17 protein-coding genes and 1 tRNA gene are annotated in these 18,853 nt (G+C 38.7%); 1 reads left to right on the plus strand and 17 read right to left on the minus strand.

From position 1 onward, the window contains the following. Nucleotides 1–148 precede the first annotated feature (148 nt). The 16 genes from cls to QM859_RS08840 form a co-directional block, all read right to left on the minus strand. The gene (cls, locus tag QM859_RS08765) at nucleotides 149–1,681 is read right to left on the minus strand and encodes a cardiolipin synthase (RefSeq protein WP_414262803.1); all 1,533 of its coding nucleotides are present in this window, start codon (nucleotides 1,679–1,681) and stop codon (nucleotides 149–151) included. Nucleotides 1,682–1,852: 171 nt separating this feature from the next. Then, on the minus strand, nucleotides 1,853–2,797 hold the full coding sequence (locus QM859_RS08770) for a 3-oxoacyl-[acyl-carrier-protein] synthase III C-terminal domain-containing protein (protein WP_414262804.1): 945 nt from the start codon (nucleotides 2,795–2,797) through the stop codon (nucleotides 1,853–1,855). Between the two features lie 14 nt (nucleotides 2,798–2,811). Beyond that, a complete protein-coding gene (locus QM859_RS08775) occupies nucleotides 2,812–4,074 on the minus strand; it encodes a F390 synthetase-related protein (RefSeq protein WP_414262805.1) in 1,263 nt (420 codons plus the stop codon). Next, nucleotides 4,052–4,867, minus strand: a complete 816-nt coding sequence (locus QM859_RS08780) for an MBL fold metallo-hydrolase (RefSeq protein WP_414262806.1) — start codon at nucleotides 4,865–4,867, stop codon at nucleotides 4,052–4,054. The genes QM859_RS08775 and QM859_RS08780 overlap by 23 nt, the downstream gene beginning before the upstream one ends. Beyond that, on the minus strand, nucleotides 4,842–5,822 hold the full coding sequence (locus tag QM859_RS08785; RefSeq protein WP_414262807.1) for an NAD-dependent epimerase/dehydratase family protein: 981 nt from the start codon (nucleotides 5,820–5,822) through the stop codon (nucleotides 4,842–4,844). Before QM859_RS08785 ends, QM859_RS08780 begins: the two co-directional genes overlap by 26 nt. Then, on the minus strand, nucleotides 5,819–7,093 hold the full coding sequence (locus tag QM859_RS08790) for a glycosyltransferase (protein ID WP_414262808.1): 1,275 nt from the start codon (nucleotides 7,091–7,093) through the stop codon (nucleotides 5,819–5,821). Before QM859_RS08790 ends, QM859_RS08785 begins: the two co-directional genes overlap by 4 nt. Nucleotides 7,094–7,279: 186 nt before the next feature. Beyond that, on the minus strand, nucleotides 7,280–8,431 hold the full coding sequence (locus QM859_RS08795) for an iron-containing alcohol dehydrogenase (RefSeq protein WP_075230326.1): 1,152 nt from the start codon (nucleotides 8,429–8,431) through the stop codon (nucleotides 7,280–7,282). Nucleotides 8,432–8,573: 142 nt separating this feature from the next. Continuing rightward, nucleotides 8,574–8,996 carry an RbsD/FucU family protein gene (locus tag QM859_RS08800; RefSeq protein WP_061863936.1) on the minus strand — a complete coding sequence of 141 codons (423 nt, stop codon included), beginning with the start codon at nucleotides 8,994–8,996 and terminating at the stop codon, nucleotides 8,574–8,576. Next, nucleotides 8,997–10,481 carry a rhamnulokinase gene (locus QM859_RS08805; protein WP_414262809.1) on the minus strand — a complete coding sequence of 495 codons (1,485 nt, stop codon included), beginning with the start codon at nucleotides 10,479–10,481 and terminating at the stop codon, nucleotides 8,997–8,999. A 33-nt stretch (nucleotides 10,482–10,514) separates the two neighbouring features. Then, nucleotides 10,515–11,600, minus strand: coding sequence for an ABC transporter substrate-binding protein (locus QM859_RS08810; RefSeq protein WP_414262810.1), 1,086 nt, complete (start codon nucleotides 11,598–11,600; stop codon nucleotides 10,515–10,517). Nucleotides 11,601–11,699: 99 nt separating this feature from the next. Beyond that, nucleotides 11,700–12,683, minus strand: coding sequence for an ABC transporter permease (locus QM859_RS08815; RefSeq protein WP_075231112.1), 984 nt, complete (start codon nucleotides 12,681–12,683; stop codon nucleotides 11,700–11,702). A 24-nt stretch (nucleotides 12,684–12,707) separates the two neighbouring features. Further along, nucleotides 12,708–14,204 carry a sugar ABC transporter ATP-binding protein gene (locus QM859_RS08820; protein WP_251938826.1) on the minus strand — a complete coding sequence of 499 codons (1,497 nt, stop codon included), beginning with the start codon at nucleotides 14,202–14,204 and terminating at the stop codon, nucleotides 12,708–12,710. Beyond that, nucleotides 14,201–14,569, minus strand: a complete 369-nt coding sequence (locus QM859_RS08825; protein ID WP_414262811.1) for a PTS lactose/cellobiose transporter subunit IIA — start codon at nucleotides 14,567–14,569, stop codon at nucleotides 14,201–14,203. Before QM859_RS08825 ends, QM859_RS08820 begins: the two co-directional genes overlap by 4 nt. Before the next feature lie 4 nt (nucleotides 14,570–14,573). Next, nucleotides 14,574–14,870, minus strand: a complete 297-nt coding sequence (locus QM859_RS08830) for a PTS sugar transporter subunit IIB (protein ID WP_075231109.1) — start codon at nucleotides 14,868–14,870, stop codon at nucleotides 14,574–14,576. Between the two features lie 70 nt (nucleotides 14,871–14,940). Continuing rightward, nucleotides 14,941–16,707 carry an L-fucose isomerase gene (locus QM859_RS08835; protein WP_414262812.1) on the minus strand — a complete coding sequence of 589 codons (1,767 nt, stop codon included), beginning with the start codon at nucleotides 16,705–16,707 and terminating at the stop codon, nucleotides 14,941–14,943. A gap of 12 nt (nucleotides 16,708–16,719) precedes the next feature. Next, nucleotides 16,720–17,448, minus strand: a complete 729-nt coding sequence (locus QM859_RS08840) for a class II aldolase/adducin family protein (RefSeq protein WP_414262813.1) — start codon at nucleotides 17,446–17,448, stop codon at nucleotides 16,720–16,722. A gap of 151 nt (nucleotides 17,449–17,599) precedes the next feature. Between QM859_RS08840 and QM859_RS08845 the strand changes: the two genes are divergently transcribed. Beyond that, entirely contained in the window at nucleotides 17,600–18,352 is a 753-nt protein-coding gene (locus QM859_RS08845; protein ID WP_414262814.1) for a DeoR/GlpR family DNA-binding transcription regulator, read from the plus strand. A 379-nt stretch (nucleotides 18,353–18,731) separates the two neighbouring features. Here the strand turns inward: QM859_RS08845 and QM859_RS08850 are convergent. Continuing rightward, a tRNA-Pro gene (locus QM859_RS08850) sits at nucleotides 18,732–18,805 on the minus strand. Nucleotides 18,806–18,853: the final 48 nt, after the last annotated feature.

Raw genomic sequence — 18,853 nt, forward strand, 5'->3', positions numbered from 1 at the left:
TTGAGTAGGGCTGTAAAAGCTGATGAAATCAGCGTAGTAAAGCCCACTCAACCACTGCGTCTTGCTCGACAATCCAAAGAAAATTGAGAGGCTAGGACTTTTGTCCCAACCTCTCCTCTAATCATCTATTCTCAGTTAATTCTTTCAATTAAAGCATAGGTGCAAATAACTGTGTCACTTCTTTAATCATCATTTGATAACATGTAAGATTTATGGTATCCGAGAAGATTTCTTGAGATTGTTCAAAAATTTCTTCAAAATCTTTGCGAATATCCGCGATTGACTCTGTTTTGTAGAGTAGTACTGCATTTTCATAGTGATGAACCAAGCTACGATAATCCAAGTTTATAGTACCTACAGCCGCGAATCGATCATCAACAATCATTTGCTTACTATGGATAAAACCAGGTGTGTATTCAAAAATGCGAACACCCGCAGATAAAAGATCTGGATAAGCTCCCCGTGTTACAAGTTGAATGAGTTTTTTATCCGGTATATATGGAGTTACAATTCGTACATCTACGCCTCGCATAGCCGCATTCTTTATATCCTCTGTTAAATCATAATCGATAATGAGATAAGGCGTTGTAATATAAACAAAATCCTCTGCTTGATTAATCAGATTTTGATAGACAATTTTACCCACCTTCATCTGGTAGATTGGTTTCGGTCCACTACCGTATGGGATACAAAGACCGCTACCAGACCGTGTCTGATTTTTCAAATGATACTGATCAAAGTCACTGATTTCCCCACAGTTGATGTACCAGTTCATGAGAAATAGTCTGGTAAAGGCTTGAGTCGCCGGACCATCTATCCGAATTCCACTATCTTTCCAGTGTCCAAAACGTTCAATATGATTGATATATTCGTCTGCGAGGTTGATCCCACCAGTGTAGGAAATCTGCCCATCAATAACCAAGATTTTCCGGTGGTCACGGTTATTATAGGCTACTGTCATACGGGGAATTACCTTATTAAATTTATGAGCATCAATCCCTTTAGAACGCAAATAAACAGTATAATCCCCAGGCAAAGTCACCATACAACCGATGTCGTCATAGAGCATCTTGACCTCGACTCCCTGAGCTGCCTTTTCTTCCAGAATTTCGAGCATGCTATCCCACATCAAGCCCTCTTCGACAATGTAGTATTCTAGAAAAATAAATTTTTCTGCTCTTTTAAGATCCTCCAGCATCTGTTGCCACATTTCCTCACCACTTGCGAAAAATTGCGAATCTGTCTGGTCATAGACTCCTGCATTACTGTCCATATGTAGCAAGGCATTGATAATTCCGTAAGCTGGTTTGTCTGTCTCCTGTAGTTGTAAATGGAGTTGGCGCCCATTATTCTCATGAAATGCAATAGAATTCAATTCCTGGAGTTGTTTCAGTTCTTTTTTTGATAGTCTTCTCTCACCGAACATGAGATAAAGCAGTGGACCAAACACCGGTACAAAAGTCACAATCAACCAAGTCACTTTGCTTTCAGGTGACATTGAACGATTGACAATCGCTATAACGGTTGCTACGCTAATCAAAAATACAAGAGTCACCCAAATAATCGGAGCAATCTGGCTCATGTAAAGAATAATTCCGAAAACAAGAACTAATTCTATAAGGATAATCGCAATACTAAAGCCATACTTGGACATTAATAAGCGAAATTTTCTGATTCCCATATTTCCCTCTCAATTTCTAAGTATACTCCCTAATATACTGTCTGAAAACGCTTGTTACCTTCTAGTATACTTAGTTTCATAAAACTTATCAAGCTTTTTCTGTATAGGCCGATAGTTCTACGTTTAAAATTAAATTAAAAAGCAGGCCACTTATAGGTGCCTGCTATTATTTTACAATTTCAAAGCCAACATATTGACCGTCATACCAGCTGCAGTTCCCATCAAGAAGATGGTATCTCCTTCTTTTACATAGCCATGATCGAGTGCATAGGCCAAACCAAAAGGTACAGCAACGGAGACCATATTTCCATAATCCGTAACGAGATTAAGGTACTTGTCTTCATCTACACCCAGTTTTCCCATGACCAAAGGAAGAGCGCGACTAGCTTGGTGGGGAATAATATAGTCTACAGCATCTTTAGAAATACCAGATTTCTCTTGGAATTCTTGGAACATTTCTGGAATGACACGAGCAGAAAGCAAGAGGATTTTCTTGCCTTTCATATCAAACATAAAATTTGTCTTGGTCTCTTCAGAGTACTCTTTTGGCTGATAAGCAGTTAAGCCTCCACGAATCTCTGTATCGTGAGCCCCCTCTGACCAAGTACGTTGAAGGCTTGCTATCACTCCCTTATCCTTATCACTTGATTGGAAAATAAAGGCAGCCGCTCCATCACTAAAGAGTTCATAACTTTCTTTTTGCTTTGGATTAAGGCCCAAGCTACCAACTTCACTGGATACAATCAAAACACGACGGTATTCCCCAGCTTCAATCAAATGTGACATGGTTGATAAAGCAGAGATAAAACTTGTACAAGTCGTATTAATATCCATAGCTGGGATAGAGAGCCCTTTTGCCAAACGTTCATGAATCAAAGCTGCCGTACAAGGAATCGGCTGAACACCAACCGCACTAGCTGATACCAGGCAATCAATGTCTTTCATACTCAAATTTGCATTTTCAAGCGCAGCTTGGATAGCTGCTTCTGCCAAATCTAGTTGCGTTTCTTCATTTTCAACCACACGATGACGGGTCTGGTCTTTAAATTGCACCGTGTTTTTTGGAAGGCAGACTCCATAACCTGCAATTTCTACATGTCTTTTTACTTCTGTCATAATTTTTTGTCCTTTCATAAACGTTGGATACGTTTGAGCTTACGACTTGTATCCCAATGATAATCTGAAAATTGTATTTCAGGTTCTTTAAACTCTTTTTGTTGCGCCAAAAGTCGAAACTGCTCTGCGATTGCTGTCTCTACTTTCTCATCTCTTCGACTCAGACAAACTTCCACTAGCTTCTCAGAATGTTGTTTGACTTGGTAATCTCCAACATTCTCCACAAAGAGAATGCAACGTCTGATAAAGTCAGGATAAATCGTTACCTGACCTCCATCTTGTCCATCAAAATAGAAGATGTCGTCAGAACGCCCTTCGACCTTGTCAATCCTTGTGTAATGCGATCCACATGGACAAGGTTCAGGATTTTCGACCAAAATATCGTTGAGCTGGTAGCGATAAACAGGCTGACTGCTCCGCTTAAAATCAGTAATGACTGGATAAAAACGTCGGTCATCCAAGTAGTGTTTTTCTACAAAAATGATGTCTTCATTGAGATGAAGATTCCCAGCCGAGCAAGTACAAGCTAGGAAACCTTCGGTTGCCTGGTAGACTTGGTCAATAATCGGCAACTCAAAAGCGTTCGATATTCGCTCTTTATCACTATCTTCCAAGATTTCTGCCACTGAGACGATTTTTTGCGGCTGAATCTTAAGCTCTCCTGCTTTTAGGCGCTTACTCAATTCAATCAACATAGAAGCAGGTGCCACTACAATAGTCGGTTGATAACTATTGAGACGCTCGATATGCTCATCTGTATTCTTGAAAATATCAAAGTACTCTAAATGAATAAGTGCCGTATTGATGGTCTGATAGAGTTCATTATCCGCTCTGAGGAAAAAGGCTATGCGGTGCCCAAAAAGTTGGCCCTTGGGCAACATCTTTGCCAAGATAGCTGCTGCCCACATACTTCTCTCTTTTTCAGTTGTGATAAAAAGGCCCCGGTGTCCAGATGTTCCAGAAGACAACCCAACAGCTATTTCTCCCTTGAGCTCTGTAAAATTCCTGGTCTTTTCACTTTCGATAGCCAAAGCCAAGGCCTCGTCTCGATCCACACCTTGGGTGTTGAGCTCATTGAAATGACTCATCATAAAAGCCTTGTCCATATGGTCAAAGTCATTAGGTACACCATTTTTAAAATAAGGGGACTCACGTTTGAGAAAGTTCATATAGGCAGCCAGTTGCTTTTTCTGATAGTTTTCTAAAGCTTCTCGAGACTTAAAATTATGAAGCCAGCGAGTTTGGATAAAGGTTTTAAGAAAGGTTATTTTTTTCATACAAGATCCGGTCAATCCTTTCTACAGGGTCATGGCTAACTAGCACTTCTATTCCATCCTTTAAAACCTCTTCCAAGAGCTCCGTTCCTTTGATATAGTCATCCTTACTATCTTGCACCAAGGAAGGAATCAGATGCATCTGTTTGGTGTAAGGTAAGAGGTCTATTCCCCAACAAAGATCTGCTGCGATAAAGAGATCATAGTCTGGAATAAAGAGACAAGCTTGCCCCTTAGCATGCCCATCAATAGAAGATACAAGGATACTTCCGTCTCCAAAAAGATCGATGGTAGGGCGATACTTAAAGTTAGCATTTTGCTGATTTTCCTTGATGACTGTCAATCTTTCCTCGAAGTCACTCGGCAAAAATTCTTTAAAAATTAAATCTTTTAGTTTTGGTTTCTTATAAACATCATAGACTTCCTGGGTCAAGATAAAGTTTGCATTCGGAAAGAAGCTAGCTCCTCCCAAATGATCTGGATGTAGATGAGACAGCAAGACATAGTTGATTTCTTCTGGTTTGATCCCTTTATCTTTTAGCAAGTGCGAAATCTGATCTTTCTCCGTCATTTGAACTGGCGTCCCCAAACGGTAAAAAGCATAACGAAATTTCGTCTTAATATCATAGTGATAGCCAGTATCATAGAGCAGATAGCCCTTATCCCTATGCTTGATAAGGAACACTCCTGCGGGGAAAGTCATCTTTCTATTCTTGACACCCTTGAATAGCAAACCGGCATAACTCGTACAATATCCCGCTGGGAAATACTCAATGCTTTCGATAATCTTGGACATATTGTTCAATCCCTTCTGAAATACTAATTTTCGGATGATACCCCAATTCCCTCTCAGCCTTACTAATATCAAGAGTCTGACTATAGTGAAGCAGATAATAGGTATATCGAGTTAGAGGGGGCTCCCCTTTAAGGTTCAAGGTCTTGTATATAAATTCTAAACTACTTGCAATTCCTGATAAGAGAGATGCTGGAATTTTTCTATATTTGATTGGATAATCCAGACCTGTCAAACTTTCCTCTAGCAAATCTTTAAAAGCCCTCGGTTCACCATTAGTAATGTTATAAAACTCACCTTTAGCTTCTGGAGCTTCTATGGCCAAACGGATTGCCAGAGCAACATTTTCCACACAAGTCATGTCCATGAGCTGACGCCCATCTCCAATCAAAGGAATTCCTATTTTTTGACTAAGATTGATCACACGTGGCAAAATACTGGTATCCCCAATCCCAAAAAGCCCACGAGGTCTCAGGATGATACTCGGAACATCTGGATAATCTTTAAAGAGTTTCTCCGAAGCTAATTTGCTACGGATATAGTTATTGAGATTATTTTCCTCTGGAGCATCACTTTCTTTGATAGCCAACTGATCCTTAGGAGCAGCATAGATGCTTGGTGAGGATACATAGACTAAACGTTGAATACCTGTTTGGCGACATGCCTCGAGAACATATTTAGTTCCTAAAACATTAGCCTGATAAAAATCTTCCCACGGGCCCCAAACTGTTGACAGGGCTCCCGCATGAACGATCAGATCCATCTCCTTGCAAGCCTCTAGCACATCATCAGCTTTGGTCAAATCACCCTGAAAAAAACTAACCGAAGAATTCTCTAAAGAGCAACCAACCTTACTGTTTCTACCAAAAGCTCGAACCTGATAGCCATGCTCGACTAATTCTTCAACGACATATTTACCCAAGAAACCTGTCGCTCCAGTTACTAAAACTGTTTTCATTTTCCCTTCTCCTTATCTTCTAGCAGACGATGGATTTCTCTCTCTAACATTTCCGTCGGATGATAAGACTGTGCTGCTTGGCGCAAAGTCTCTAATTCTGGCCAATTTTCTTTAGCTAACAGCTCCTCAAAGGCTTGTCCAATGGCCTTGCTACTATCTCTTTTAGCTGAGAAAGCAACACCGGCTTCAACCCCACGAACGGCATAATCAAATTGATCATAATCATGAGGTAATATCAAAGCTGGTTTACCATAAATGATACATTGATAAAAAATCCCAGCTCCCCCGTGATGAATCACGTAATCCATCTGGGAAATGTACTCCTTATAAGGTAGATAAGAAACTACGGAAAGGTTCTCTATGAGATTTTCACATTGGAAGGCCTCTCCACCTACACCACGAGTTACAAAAAAGTGACAATCAGGATGATCTTTTGCAAGTTGCGTAGCTTGATAAATAAGATTTTCTTTTGCCCAAGCTAGTTGTGTCCCACACGTCACCAAAACTTTCTTTCGCTCCATAAAAGGAGACAAATCTAAAGGATAATTCTCTCCTGCTTCAATCGAAGCACCAGAAGGACCAACCCACTTGTAGTGTTTTGGAAATCCCTTTTTTAATTCTACTTCTTTCATACCGATACCAAGAATTGAATATGGAGAATAAATGGTTTCATGACCAAGTTGATTATATAATTTAAAATCATATCTCTTTAAACGATCGCGCAATAAAAAAGATACTATACGTTTCACTAAACGGGTTGCTTTTCTCCCTAGGAATTGGACCGAAGCTTGCCAACCATTCTTGGGACTTCCCAGTCCACCAAAGAAGCAAGGAGGACCATCTGTCGTTTCTAAAACGAATTGTGTAGCCATGGTAGTTATCCAAGGAATTCCAAGTTGATTAGCTATTAAACCTCCAGACAAGGTTATAAAATCAGCAATGACGATATCAGGGCGATTCTTTTGCCACTCTTTCAATAACTGATCAGAAACTAAATTAATTAAATCAATACTAGAAGAAAGTTGTTGATAAGCTGATAATATCCCTAATTGCTGATCATTATTAGCTGCACGTTCAAAATCCTCAATGTGATTTTCTAGTATTGGAACTACATGAAAACCTGCAGACTCAGCAACGTCTTTCTTTTGAGGACCAGTGAATAAGCGAATATCATATCGAGGGTTATTAAGTAAGGGTATTAATAAATTCATTGTTGGGTACAAATGTCCACTTAAAGGAACAACTACAACATCAATTTTGATTCTTTTCATATGTCTAGGATATCAAATTTTTAAAAAAAGAACTATCACAAGGATAGTTCTTCTTAAATATTATTAGTTTTAAATCATAGGAATAGTATTTGGTTTCCTAATACATTATTTGAATATTCGGGAGGAATTCCTAATGTAAGAATCTTAAATTTACAATCCCTAAAAAATTTTCCAAAGGAGCTTTGCTTAGAACAATTCCTTATAGAAAGCAATAGTTTCTTCCAAAGTTGGCATGAATGGATTACCTGGTGCACAAGCATCAATCAAGGCATTCTTAGAAAGGTATTCAAAGTCAAAGTCTTTTTCTTCGATACCAAGTTCTGTCAATTTCTTAGGAATACCGACAGTTTCAGAAAGTTTTTCAATTTCAGAAATAGCATAAGCCGCACATTCTTCATCTGATTTTCCTTCGATTTGCATACCCAAGGCCTTAGCAACATTACGGAAGGCTACAGGTACACGTTTGGCATTTTCACGCTCAACGACTGGCAAAAGCATAGCACAGCACACGCCATGAGGCAAGTTATAGACAGCACCCAATTGGTGGGCCATTGAGTGAACATAGCCGAGTCCAGCATTGTTAAAGCTCATTCCTCCAAGGAAGATAGCATTAACCATACCTTCACGAGCTTCGATGTCGTGTCCGTTTTCTACTGCACGTGGAAGATATTCTTTGATTAGCTCGATAGCTCCGATAGAGAGTTTCTTAGTCACATCATAAGCACCTGGTGTTACCAAAGCTTCAACAGCGTGAGTAAGAGCATCCATACCAGTAGCAGCAGTCAAAGCTTGAGGTTTTGAAATCATCAATTCAGGGTCATTAACAGAGATAAGAGCAAGACTGTTCTTATCAACCATTACCATTTTAACCTTACGCTCTTCATCAGTGATAACGTAGTTGATGGTAATTTCTGCTGATGTACCTGCAGTAGTATTGATAGCTACAACAGGAAGGCCTTTTTGAGCAGACTTATGCAAACCTTCATAATCCTGTGGCTTACCGCCATTAGTAGCGATTACAGAAATACAGCTAGCTGCATCCTGTGGAGATCCACCACCGACAGAGATGATAAAGTCGCAGTTATGCTCTTTCAAAGCAGCGACTCCATCCATAACATTTTTACAAGTAGGGTTCGGTTCAACATCACTAAAGATAACGTAAGCAATCCCTTCATCATCTAAAGGTTTTAAAATTTTGGGCAAGATATCACTTGATTCGATATACTTATCTGTCACCAAAAGAGCCTTAGTATAGCCCAACTCCTTAACATAAGGCCCAACTTCATTTACCACACCTTTACCAATAAGGTTGACTGCTGGAACGTAAAATGTTGCCATATTTTTTCCTCCTTGCGTTTTTCACGCTTTATATTTAGGTTAATTATATAATATATTTTCTATATTTTCAAATATTTGTGATTTTTTTAACAAATAAATCGCAAAGGAAGGGAGTGGGAAGCCCCACATCCCTCTTATTTTTTTACAAAACGCCTTTTTTCAGGATAATATTTCCATAAAGAGCACTTTCTCCAGTTTGAATCACTAAATAAGCTTTCTCTGCCTGATCGTAAAATTCAAAACGTTCAAACTCTTTGATAGATGCACCTGTATGATACTTTCCAAGTAAGGCTTTATATTCATCCCAAATAACTGGAATAGTTGGATCTCCTGGTACAACCTGCATAAGGCCTGCTTGATAGTCACTGTATGTATCGAGAGGTAGTAGTTGCAAAATAGCATCCAAAATCACAGGAACTCCATGACCATCACAACGAACAACGCGTTGTCCGATCCTGTGAGCTGGGAAATTTGCATCAGCTATTACTAGCTCATCTCCATGTCCCATCTCCATTAGATACTTAACTAGCTCTGGGCTAATAATTTTAGGAATATTCTTTAACATTTACTCCCCCTTCTCTACTAATGACTTGAAAAACTGTTGACTAGTTTCGACATTATCCAAATCTTCTACTACATAACTTTTCAGTAATTCTGATTGTCGAATGAGATTTTGTGCTTCCTCTCTTGACTGAACAATTCCCAAAGTTAACAATTGAGACAAAACATTCCCCAGAGCACTAGCTTCAATCGGTCCTGTAATGACTGGCTTACGAGCAAAATTGGCAGTCAACTGGCATAAAAGCTCATTTTGAATACCACCGCCCACCATCTGAATACGGGCAATCTCTTTACCTGTTAACTCTTCTAGTTGCTCAACTGTTTGATGATAAGCCAAGGCCAGACTTTCAAGAACTGTCCTAACAACTTCTCCCTTAGTCTCTGGAACAATTTGACCACTCATTCTACAGTAGTCTTTTACTTTTTCTTCCATGTCCCCAGGAGAAGCAAAGATTGTTGCATTTGGATTAATAAAGCTTCGGTTATCCTTAACCTCACGCGCTAATACAACCATTTCTGCAAAGCCTATTTCCTCCCCTTGAAGTTGCCAATCTCTCTGTAACTCTTGGATAATCCACAAACCTGTTGTATTTTTTAAGAGACGAATTCCACCATCAAAACAACCTTCGTTTGTCAAGCCTGCATTTAAAGCTTCCAAACTAGTCAAAACTGTTTGACTCTCCATTCCCACAAGAGACCAAGTCCCACAAGAGATAAATACTGTTGGTTGTTCATCGACATAAGGCACTGCTAATACCGCTGCTGCTGTGTCATGTCCAGCTCCAGCTATGACATCGAAAGGTTCGATTTTCAAGTTTTGAGCAATTCTTGGAGAAAGATTTCTTAATACTGTCCCTCCTTTGCTAACCTTAGAAAACCATTTTTCAGGAAGTCCCAAGCGTGCAAACAAACTGCTAGACCAAGTTTGGGTCTGACTATTTAACAAACCACTCGTACTGGCAATGGTATATTCATTTACCAGTACACCTGATAAGAGATAGTTAATTAAGTCAGGCATAAACAGAACATGATCAGCTACCTCTATGAGTTCCGGTTTTTCTTTGATATCAGCGTACAGTTGTAAAATTGTATTATAAGTCGCTGGTTGAACTCCCGTTTCAGTAAACAAAGTCTGCTTGTCTACTAACTTGTAGAATTCATCCTCATAGCGTCCCATCCTGTTGTCACGATAACAATGTGGCTGATAAAGCAGGTCCCCATTTTTATCAAGATAAGCGTAATCTACTCCCCATGTATCGACAGAAATAGATTGGATAGGGATTTGATCACGAGAAGCTTTTTTTATCCCTGTCTTGATTTCATTGAATAAGTGAAGAATATTCCAATACAATCCATCGTTGACAGTTACCGCTTCATTTTTAAAACGATGAACTTCTGACAATTGGAGACGTTCTCCATCATAAATCGCTTGCATGACACGACCAGAACTTGCACCTAAATCAACAGCTAGTATTTTTATCAATGTCATTTAAAGCTCCTTCTCTATTCGAATATAATCGATTTATTGATACAACAATGCTTTGATTTCATCAGAATCAATATTTTTTGCATCGTACCATTTAGATCCTGTATCAACATCTTTTACTTCTTTACCTTGAGCTGATTCAACCGCAAGTTTTACAGCTTGATAACCGATTTGAATTGGATCTTGAGTTACAGAACCAGCAAAGACACCATTACGAATTGCATCTTGTTGAAGAGCACCTGAGTCAAATCCAACTGCAATAATCTTGTCTGCACCAAGTTTTGATTCTTTAAAACTACCATTTGCATTGATAATTGCTTTAGCAGCAAATTCATTTGAACCATAAATTGCGATAGTATCTGCCTTTTCAAGTACTGTAGAAGCTTCTGTTTTACCAGCAGCGTCATCTACTTGAGCAGGAACACGAACTTCAATGATAACTTTAGCATCTGATTCAGCTACATTGTTTTTAAATTTATCATGTCCAACAACAGCTACTTTGACGCCTTTCTTCTCAATCAACTCAACCATCTTATCGATAAATCCTGATGTACGTTGAGTGATTGAAAGAGAGTTAGCTTCTTGAGAAACTACACCAATACGTACAGGAGTATCACCAATTTTCTTTTCGATTAGAGGGAACATATGTTCTGCTGCATTTCCTCCAGCAGCATGGTTATCTGTAGAAGCAGTTGCTTTAATTGCTCCTTCTGGTGCCCCTGGAACCCCTGAGTCAAATCCAATAATTGGAATATTCTTAGATTGTGCTTGTTTAATAGCATCGAGTTCTGCTTCTGTATCTAAGGCTGCCAGAGCGATTGCTTTCGGATTCTTATTGATAGCATTGTTAAGTTGTTCAAGCTGTTCTGCAATAGCAGTTTCATTTTGTGGTCCTACAAAGGTAATCTTAGCACCAAGTTCATCAGCCGCTTTTTCAGCCCCTTTATTAACAGCTTTCCAGAAGTCATGTTGGAAACCTTTAGCGATTACTTCTACCTTGTAATCACCACTAGCTGATCCACCCTTAGTACCATCTGTTGTCTTAGAAGATGAACAAGCTGTCAAAGCAAATGCAGACACAGCTGCTGCGGCAATAATAGCAAACTTAAATGATTTTCTCATGATAGTTGCTCCTTTTTTATTATTTTTATCTAAGATTTGAAGAGTGATTATTCACCCGATAAAGAGAGGAATGCCATTTTTGTATTCCTCTAGCATTGACTATTTCTTTTTATTCCTACGAATCAAAATATCGGAATAAACTGCGACAATTACAACGAAACCTGTGATGAAGAGTTGATAGTGAGGCTGGAGGTCGATATAAGGGAGTCCGATTTTCAATACAGACATGATGAATACCCCAATGATAGTACCTACGACTGAGCCAACTCCTCCAGCAAGAGAAGTTCCCCCAACTACAACACCTGCAATTGCATCTAATTCCATCCCATTACCTGTACCAGGTAAAATAGTAGAGTAAGTAGCAGCATAGGCAACTGCAGCAAGTCCTGCAAATAAACCACCTATAACATAGGCCATACCTTCCCACTTAACAACGTTAACTCCTGATAAACGAGTCGCCTCTTTATTGGAACCAATCGCAAAGATATAACGTCCCACCTTTGTCTTATTCAAAACTAAAGCTGCAAGGACAGCAAGGACAATCAATACAATCAAACCAGTAGGGAAATTGTCTTGGGTACGGAATAAATCCTTATACCAACCTTCACCTGTCCCACGGAGTGGGAAAGTCACACTCTGAACATTAGAAACAATAGAACTAAGTCCACGAGATATCATCATCGTACCTAGGGTTGCGATAAATGGAGGCAATCCAAATTTAGCAACCATTATTCCATTTAATAGTCCAAAGAGAACTCCTACCACTAGAATGGCCAATAAAGAGAGCCACAGTGGCCAGCCCATTTTTGTATGGAGGACACCACCAATAATAGCTGAACACATCATCACTGTCCCGATTGAAAGGTCGATCCCACCTGTAATAATAACAAATGTAACCCCAATTGCTAAGAAACCAATGTAATACGAAGCATCCAAGATACTAACCGCCGTATCAAACGAACGGAAAGACTCACTAGAAATAGCGAAGAATGCGAAAATTACAATAAGCGCAATCAAGGCAATCAGTTTTTGCAAACCAACTGTTTTTTCTAATTTCATCCATAAAGATTGTTTCTCTTCCATAAGTAAACACCTCTGTTTTCACTTCTAACGGTCTGTAGCTAAAGCTAGTATCCGTTCTTGAGTAGCTTGGCTAATATCCAGCTCACCCGTTTTTCTACCTTCACACATAACGACAATTCGATCACTCATCCGCAAAATTTCAGTCAATTCAGATGAAATCATGATAATAGATTTCCCTTGAGCAACCAAGGCATTCATCAAAGTGTAAATTTCACTTTTGGCACCAACGTCAATTCCTCTTGTTGGTTCATCAAAAATTAAAATATCACTATTTTGTTCGAGCCATTTTGCAATGACGACTTTTTGTTGGTTACCACCTGATAAGTTACGAACTAATTGTTTTGACGATGGTGTCTTCGTTCTTAATTGTTTAACGAATTCATCACTGACTTTTACAATTTCACCGTCATTAATAAGTCCACCTTTAATATACTTATCTAAGTTTGTCATCACTGTATTATCAGCGATTGTCATATCTACAATACAACCAAAACGTTTACGGTCTTCTGAAAGATAACCAATTCCTTCTCTAATTGCGTCTTGTGGCGAATTAATAGTCACTTCTTTACCATTTACAAAAATGGTACCGCTTTCTTTTTTATCTGCACCAAACAGTAACCGTGCCACTTCTGTACGGCCAGCTCCCATTAATCCAGAAAAACCTAAGATTTCACCCTTTCGAAGCTGGAAACTAACATCTTTTACAGATGATCCCGCATTTAAATTCTTCACCTCAAGTACAACTGGAGCATCATCTGCTACAGCTGAAGCCGCTTTAGGATCCTCGTAAATAGTTCGACCAACCATCATTGCAATGATTTCGTCTTTTGTTGTTTCTTTGGTATTTACAGTCCCTACATACTCACCATCACGCATTACCGTTACACGGTCTGTAATACGAGCAATTTCGTCCATGCGGTGAGAGATGTAAATGATACCAACACCTTTAGCACGTAAGTCATCAATAATTACAAAAAGTTCGTTAATTTCAGACTCCGTTAGGGCTGCTGTTGGTTCATCGAAAACAATGACCTTAGCATCCATGGATAAGGCTTTGGCAATTTCAACCATTTGTTGTTTCCCAACCGTTAAATTACCAACTTTTTCAGTAGGATTAATATCCAACTTCAATAGATCAAATAGTTTCTTAGCTTTTTTGATGCTAGCACCATCGTCTATCAACAAATTATGACGGAATTCTTCTCTCCCAATGAAAATATTCTGAGCCACAGTTAAATGATTCATCATATTCAATTCTTGGTGAACGATAACAATCCCATCTTCCATCGCTTCCTTAGGCTTGCTATAGGCAACCTGCTTCCCATTGTAGTGAATCGTTCCTTCATTAGCATCATGAATTCCTGTGAGGACTTTCATTAGCGTGGATTTACCAGCACCATTTTCCCCCATCAGTGCATGAACTTCACCAGCACGTAGATCAAAATCTACTCCTTTTAAGGCTTTTACAGGTCCGAAGCTCTTTACGATACCTTTCATTTCAAGTATAACTGGATGACTCATGTTTTTTCACCTACCTGTTCCAGTTTTTCTATTTTCTTTTTTAATTGTTCAACTTCTTCTATCTGATGTAAGAAAACATCCGCTAACTCAAGCAATAAATGACTGTTCATAAAATGATCTTGGGCATGAATAGCTAATAGACTAACTTCTCCACTCTCACCCCTCGTCTCAGCTTGGATAAGAGAGGTTTGTAAATTATGTGCTTCTATATTTATCTGAGTCGCTAATTCTAGCACCTCTCTAGCACCTGAAAGATCTCCTCCTTGAGCCAATTGAAGGCTTTCCATAACCTTTTGAGTACTTTTACTACTTTTTAAGATTAGCTGCATCAACTCTTGTGTCGACTGTCTTGTTAGTGTTCCCATCAGCTCAACCCATTAAGTCTTCTGCTTGCTGCAAAACAGCTTCACCTTTCATTAACTCAAAATTTTCATCGCTAATAACAGCAACCGGAACACTAAGAGATGCTTTAGCCTTTTCTTCTAAATATGCCAACTGAGGGCTCAAAAGCAAAACATCAATATTTTTTAAATTATTAATTCCTGCAATACCAACAGAGTAAAATGAATAATTTAATTGATCTCGATGAATAACTTCGTTAATACGTTCAACTAACATACTAGTTGTCAAACCACCTACACAGGCTAGAATAATTGTTTTTGTCATAATTTTCTACTCCTTTTAAATTCTTGGAGATAGAAATCCAATTATTAGATTTCTACCTCCAAAATTTTCATCATTTATGTACAGGTCCTAATAATTGACATGCACGGTAGTCAGCTGATTCTAAATCTTCTGTTCCGAATAATGACCAGTTCTTAGGTCTGAAGATATCTTCTTCTGCAACGTTATGCATATTTACTGGAATACGTAACATTGAAGCAAGAGTGATAAGGTCAGCTCCGATATGTCCATAAGTGATTGCACCGTGGTTTGCACCCCAGTTATTCATTACATCATAGACTGACTTGAATGCGCCTTTACCTGTTAAGCGAGGAGCAAACCAAGTTGTTGGCCAACCTGGATCTGTACGGTTATCCAATGTATGGTGTACATCTTCAGGTAATTCAAGCGTGTATCCTTCTGCGATTTGTAATACAGGTCCAACGCCTTTCAATAAGTTCAAGCGAACCATTGTCACAGGCATATTTCCTTTAGATAAGAAGCGAGTTGAGTAACCGCCGCCACGGAAGTATTCGCGGTTAGCTGCTGGGAAGTCTGTATTTGCAAGCATTGCATCTACTTCACTTTGTTCTAATTCCCAGAATGGTTTAATCACTGGTTCACCGTTTCTTGTAGCTTGACCAGTACCGTCTAATGTACAAGAACCAGAGTTGATTAAGTGCAAGAATCCATTTTCAGCATGGCCTTCAAGTTTATGACCTGTTACACGTTCAACAGCTTCTGGACTCCAGTAAGTACGAACATCCGCAAAGATTTGTGGAGTGTTTGTTAATAAGTAGTTGAATAGCATTGATACACCGTTTAACGCATCATTTTCAGTTGCGAAGATGTATGGTCTGCGAATTCCGTTCCAGTCAAATTGAGTGTTTAGGAATGTTTCCATGAAGTCCCCGTTAGGGAAGTGGTCTGTCCATTGACGTTGACCTTGGAATCCACCAACAAGAGCGTAGTGACCAACTGCTTCTTCTTCGAAGCCTAGTTCAGCAAGTCTTGGGTTACCAACCATTAAGTCACGTCCAATCATGAACATCTTAATCACAAATTCCCATTGTTTATCTTTTTCTTCACGGCTTAACACTAGGTCTTCACGGTTGCGGTCGAATCCTTCTTTAACGTTTTCCTTCACCCATTTAAGTGCACGTTCGAATTCTTCGTGATCGTAAATGCCACGGTCGATACGACGAGTGAATTCAGTCATATCTACTGATTCATTACGCATTCCTAAGTATTCTTGGAAGAAGTCAGGATCTACGATTGAACCACCGATACCCATTGATACACTACCCATTGATAAGTAAGCTGTATCTCTCATTAAACCTGTAGCAAGAGCAGCTCTTGCATAACGTAAGATTTTTTCTTTAACGTCTTCAGGAATTTCTGTATCTGATGCTTCTTGTACATCTTTACCGTAAATTCCGAATGCTGGAATTCCTTTTTGAGCATGAGAAGCAAGAACTGCTGCTAAGTAAACAGCCCCTGGTCTTTCAGTTCCGTTGAATCCCCAAATAGCATGTGGAATATCAGGAGACATATCCATTGTTTCACTACCATAGCACCAGCAAGGTGTTACAGTGATTGTTGCACACACGTTTGATTTCTTGAACAATTCGTGAGACGCTGCTGCTTCTGGTACACGACCAATTGTTGATGGTGAAATCACACATTCAACTGGTTGGCCATCAGGATATTTCAAGGTACTAGAAAGCAAGTCCGCAACACTTTTTGCCATATTCATCGTTTGAACTTCAAGCGATTCACGAACCCCTTGACGACGACCATCAATAGTTGGGCGAATTCCAATACGTGGATGTTGAATCATGATATTTCCCTCTTATTCTTCTATTTCTTTAACACTGCCATCTCCATTATATTTACGATAACCGGGATGACGACCAGTTACCTTATAGTTTTCTCTCATAGAGAATAGACGTTCCAAAGTAGGACGTGGAATTTCTTGTTCCTCTATACCTTTAGTTGACAAAAGCATACGTCCATGGAAAGTTGTTTTAGCTACTAACTCCAAAGTCTCCATACGATAATAGGCTGTAATAACATCACTTCCAACAGTTAAAGCACCATGGTTCTCAAGCAACATTACATCATGGTCAGGAAGATAAGGAGTAATTGCATCAGGAACTTCCATAGTAGATGGAACCCCGAAAGGTGTAATCGGAATAGCTCCTACAACAATTGCACTCTCAATCAGAGAATACGTATCAAGAGGGATATGCGCTAAAGCAAAACCAGTTGCAATAGGTGGATGAGCATGGACAACAGCTCTCACATCTTCACGTTCCTCATAACAGCGGATATGCATTTTAATTTCACTTGAAGGACGATAGTCTCCCTCAGCTTCTAAAATCTCACCCTTGAGGTTCAGTTTCACCAATTTTTCTGGTGTAATAAAACTTTTACTGATACCAGTAGGCGTTGCTATAATAGTATCAGCATCTAAACGAACAGATACATTTCCATCATTAGCAGCTACCCAACCAAGTTGCCACATTTTATGACAAACGTCACAAATCTGTTCACGAATAATTTTTTCATCTTGAGTCATAAACTCACTCCTTTCTTTATCTGTATCATAACACTTTAAGAAAGCGCATACAATAGGTGGATATACTATTGGAAATTTGTAAAGAATAATGGTATAATATATTCAAAAATGTTCAATAATGTTCAAAACATTAACATAAAGGAGAAATAGTATGGTTTCCTTAGAACGTATGGAACGAATTATAGAAATTCTGACACGAAGAAAGATCATTTCAACGATAGAACTAGAGGCACTCATGTATTGTTCGACTTCTACTCTAAGAAGAGACCTAATCGAATTGGAAAAAGAGGGGAAAATTCGTAGAGGCCATGGAGAAGTCCGATTGTTGACTGCCAATAACGTAGAATATATTTATTCTGCTCGTGTCCGAGAGGAAGAAAAAGGCAAACAACACATTGCTGAAATTGCTTCCACTTTTCTCACTGACAACCAATCCATATTTATTGATAGCTCATCAACAGCAGCTATGATCGTTCCTTATCTTGAAAAACTTAAAAATCTCTGCATTATTACAAACGGAATCGAAATTGCAAGAAGACTAAATGAATTTGAGAATATAACACTCTTTCTATCTGGAGGACATATAAATTATGGAACAAATTCATCCTTAGGCGATTTTGCAAGTGAATTTATTAATAACTTTCATACCGATTTAGCCCTCATCAGTTGTAGAGGACTAGATAAATATGGTGCCTACGAAGCTAATCACAAACAAGCGCGCATAAAACAGCAAATGATCAAAAACTCAGACAAGAGTCTCTTACTCGCAGACCACTCTAAGTTTAATACTAGTCATTACTTCAAACTTGCACATTACCATGACTTAGACTGTATTATTACAGATACACCACCAATTGATTCTTTCCAAAAAGAAGTAGAGAAAATATGTGAAATTTTATGGTAAGCTTTGCATTATAGACTTAAAATAAAAATAATTCTTATTAAATGAAAATTATTCACACATCCTTTTTTGATTAGTTCAAACACAGACCTCCAATCGGAGGCTTATTTTATTTCATAAAAATCAAAAAAATAGATTTAAAGAAAATAAAAAAGACATAAAATCTAATTGTTCAATACAAGTCTTTCAAATGATAGTTTCGTCGTTTTTTATTATAGATCTTATGTGACTTTTTTCTACAACAAAATAGGCTTCATAATATCTATAGAGGATTTACCCACTACAGAAATTATAGAGCTAGAATTATTTTATTGAAAGGTTATAAAGAATATTTATAATAAACAAAAAAGAACAACTAGTGTTCTTACTCTTGTAATATCAATCGGGAAGACAGGATTCGAACCTGCGACACCTTGGTCCCAAACCAAGTACTCTACCAAGCTGAGCTACTTCCCGAGTTAAATGTTTAATGCACCCTAGAGGAGTCGAACCTCTAACCGCCTG

The organism is Streptococcus infantis, from assembly GCF_047463175.1.
Lineage (GTDB): Bacteria > Bacillota > Bacilli > Lactobacillales > Streptococcaceae > Streptococcus > Streptococcus infantis_AC.

Coding starts and splice junctions, on each gene's coding strand:
- QM859_RS08845 (WP_414262814.1), top strand. CDS start 17,600: ATGGTTTCCTTAGAACGTATGGAACGAATTATAGAAATTCTGACACGA.
- QM859_RS08795 (WP_075230326.1), bottom strand. CDS start 8,431: ATGGCAACATTTTACGTTCCAGCAGTCAACCTTATTGGTAAAGGTGTG.
- QM859_RS08830 (WP_075231109.1), bottom strand. CDS start 14,870: ATGACAAAAACAATTATTCTAGCCTGTGTAGGTGGTTTGACAACTAGT.
- QM859_RS08790 (WP_414262808.1), bottom strand. CDS start 7,093: ATGAAAAGAATCAAAATTGATGTTGTAGTTGTTCCTTTAAGTGGACAT.
- QM859_RS08805 (WP_414262809.1), bottom strand. CDS start 10,481: ATGACATTGATAAAAATACTAGCTGTTGATTTAGGTGCAAGTTCTGGT.
- QM859_RS08835 (WP_414262812.1), bottom strand. CDS start 16,707: ATGATTCAACATCCACGTATTGGAATTCGCCCAACTATTGATGGTCGT.
- QM859_RS08815 (WP_075231112.1), bottom strand. CDS start 12,683: ATGGAAGAGAAACAATCTTTATGGATGAAATTAGAAAAAACAGTTGGT.
- QM859_RS08840 (WP_414262813.1), bottom strand. CDS start 17,448: ATGACTCAAGATGAAAAAATTATTCGTGAACAGATTTGTGACGTTTGT.
- QM859_RS08780 (WP_414262806.1), bottom strand. CDS start 4,867: ATGTCCAAGATTATCGAAAGCATTGAGTATTTCCCAGCGGGATATTGT.
- QM859_RS08775 (WP_414262805.1), bottom strand. CDS start 4,074: ATGAAAAAAATAACCTTTCTTAAAACCTTTATCCAAACTCGCTGGCTT.
- QM859_RS08820 (WP_251938826.1), bottom strand. CDS start 14,204: ATGAGTCATCCAGTTATACTTGAAATGAAAGGTATCGTAAAGAGCTTC.
- QM859_RS08825 (WP_414262811.1), bottom strand. CDS start 14,569: ATGGGAACACTAACAAGACAGTCGACACAAGAGTTGATGCAGCTAATC.
- QM859_RS08810 (WP_414262810.1), bottom strand. CDS start 11,600: ATGAGAAAATCATTTAAGTTTGCTATTATTGCCGCAGCAGCTGTGTCT.
- QM859_RS08770 (WP_414262804.1), bottom strand. CDS start 2,797: ATGACAGAAGTAAAAAGACATGTAGAAATTGCAGGTTATGGAGTCTGC.
- QM859_RS08800 (WP_061863936.1), bottom strand. CDS start 8,996: ATGTTAAAGAATATTCCTAAAATTATTAGCCCAGAGCTAGTTAAGTAT.
- QM859_RS08785 (WP_414262807.1), bottom strand. CDS start 5,822: ATGAAAACAGTTTTAGTAACTGGAGCGACAGGTTTCTTGGGTAAATAT.
- cls (WP_414262803.1), bottom strand. CDS start 1,681: ATGGGAATCAGAAAATTTCGCTTATTAATGTCCAAGTATGGCTTTAGT.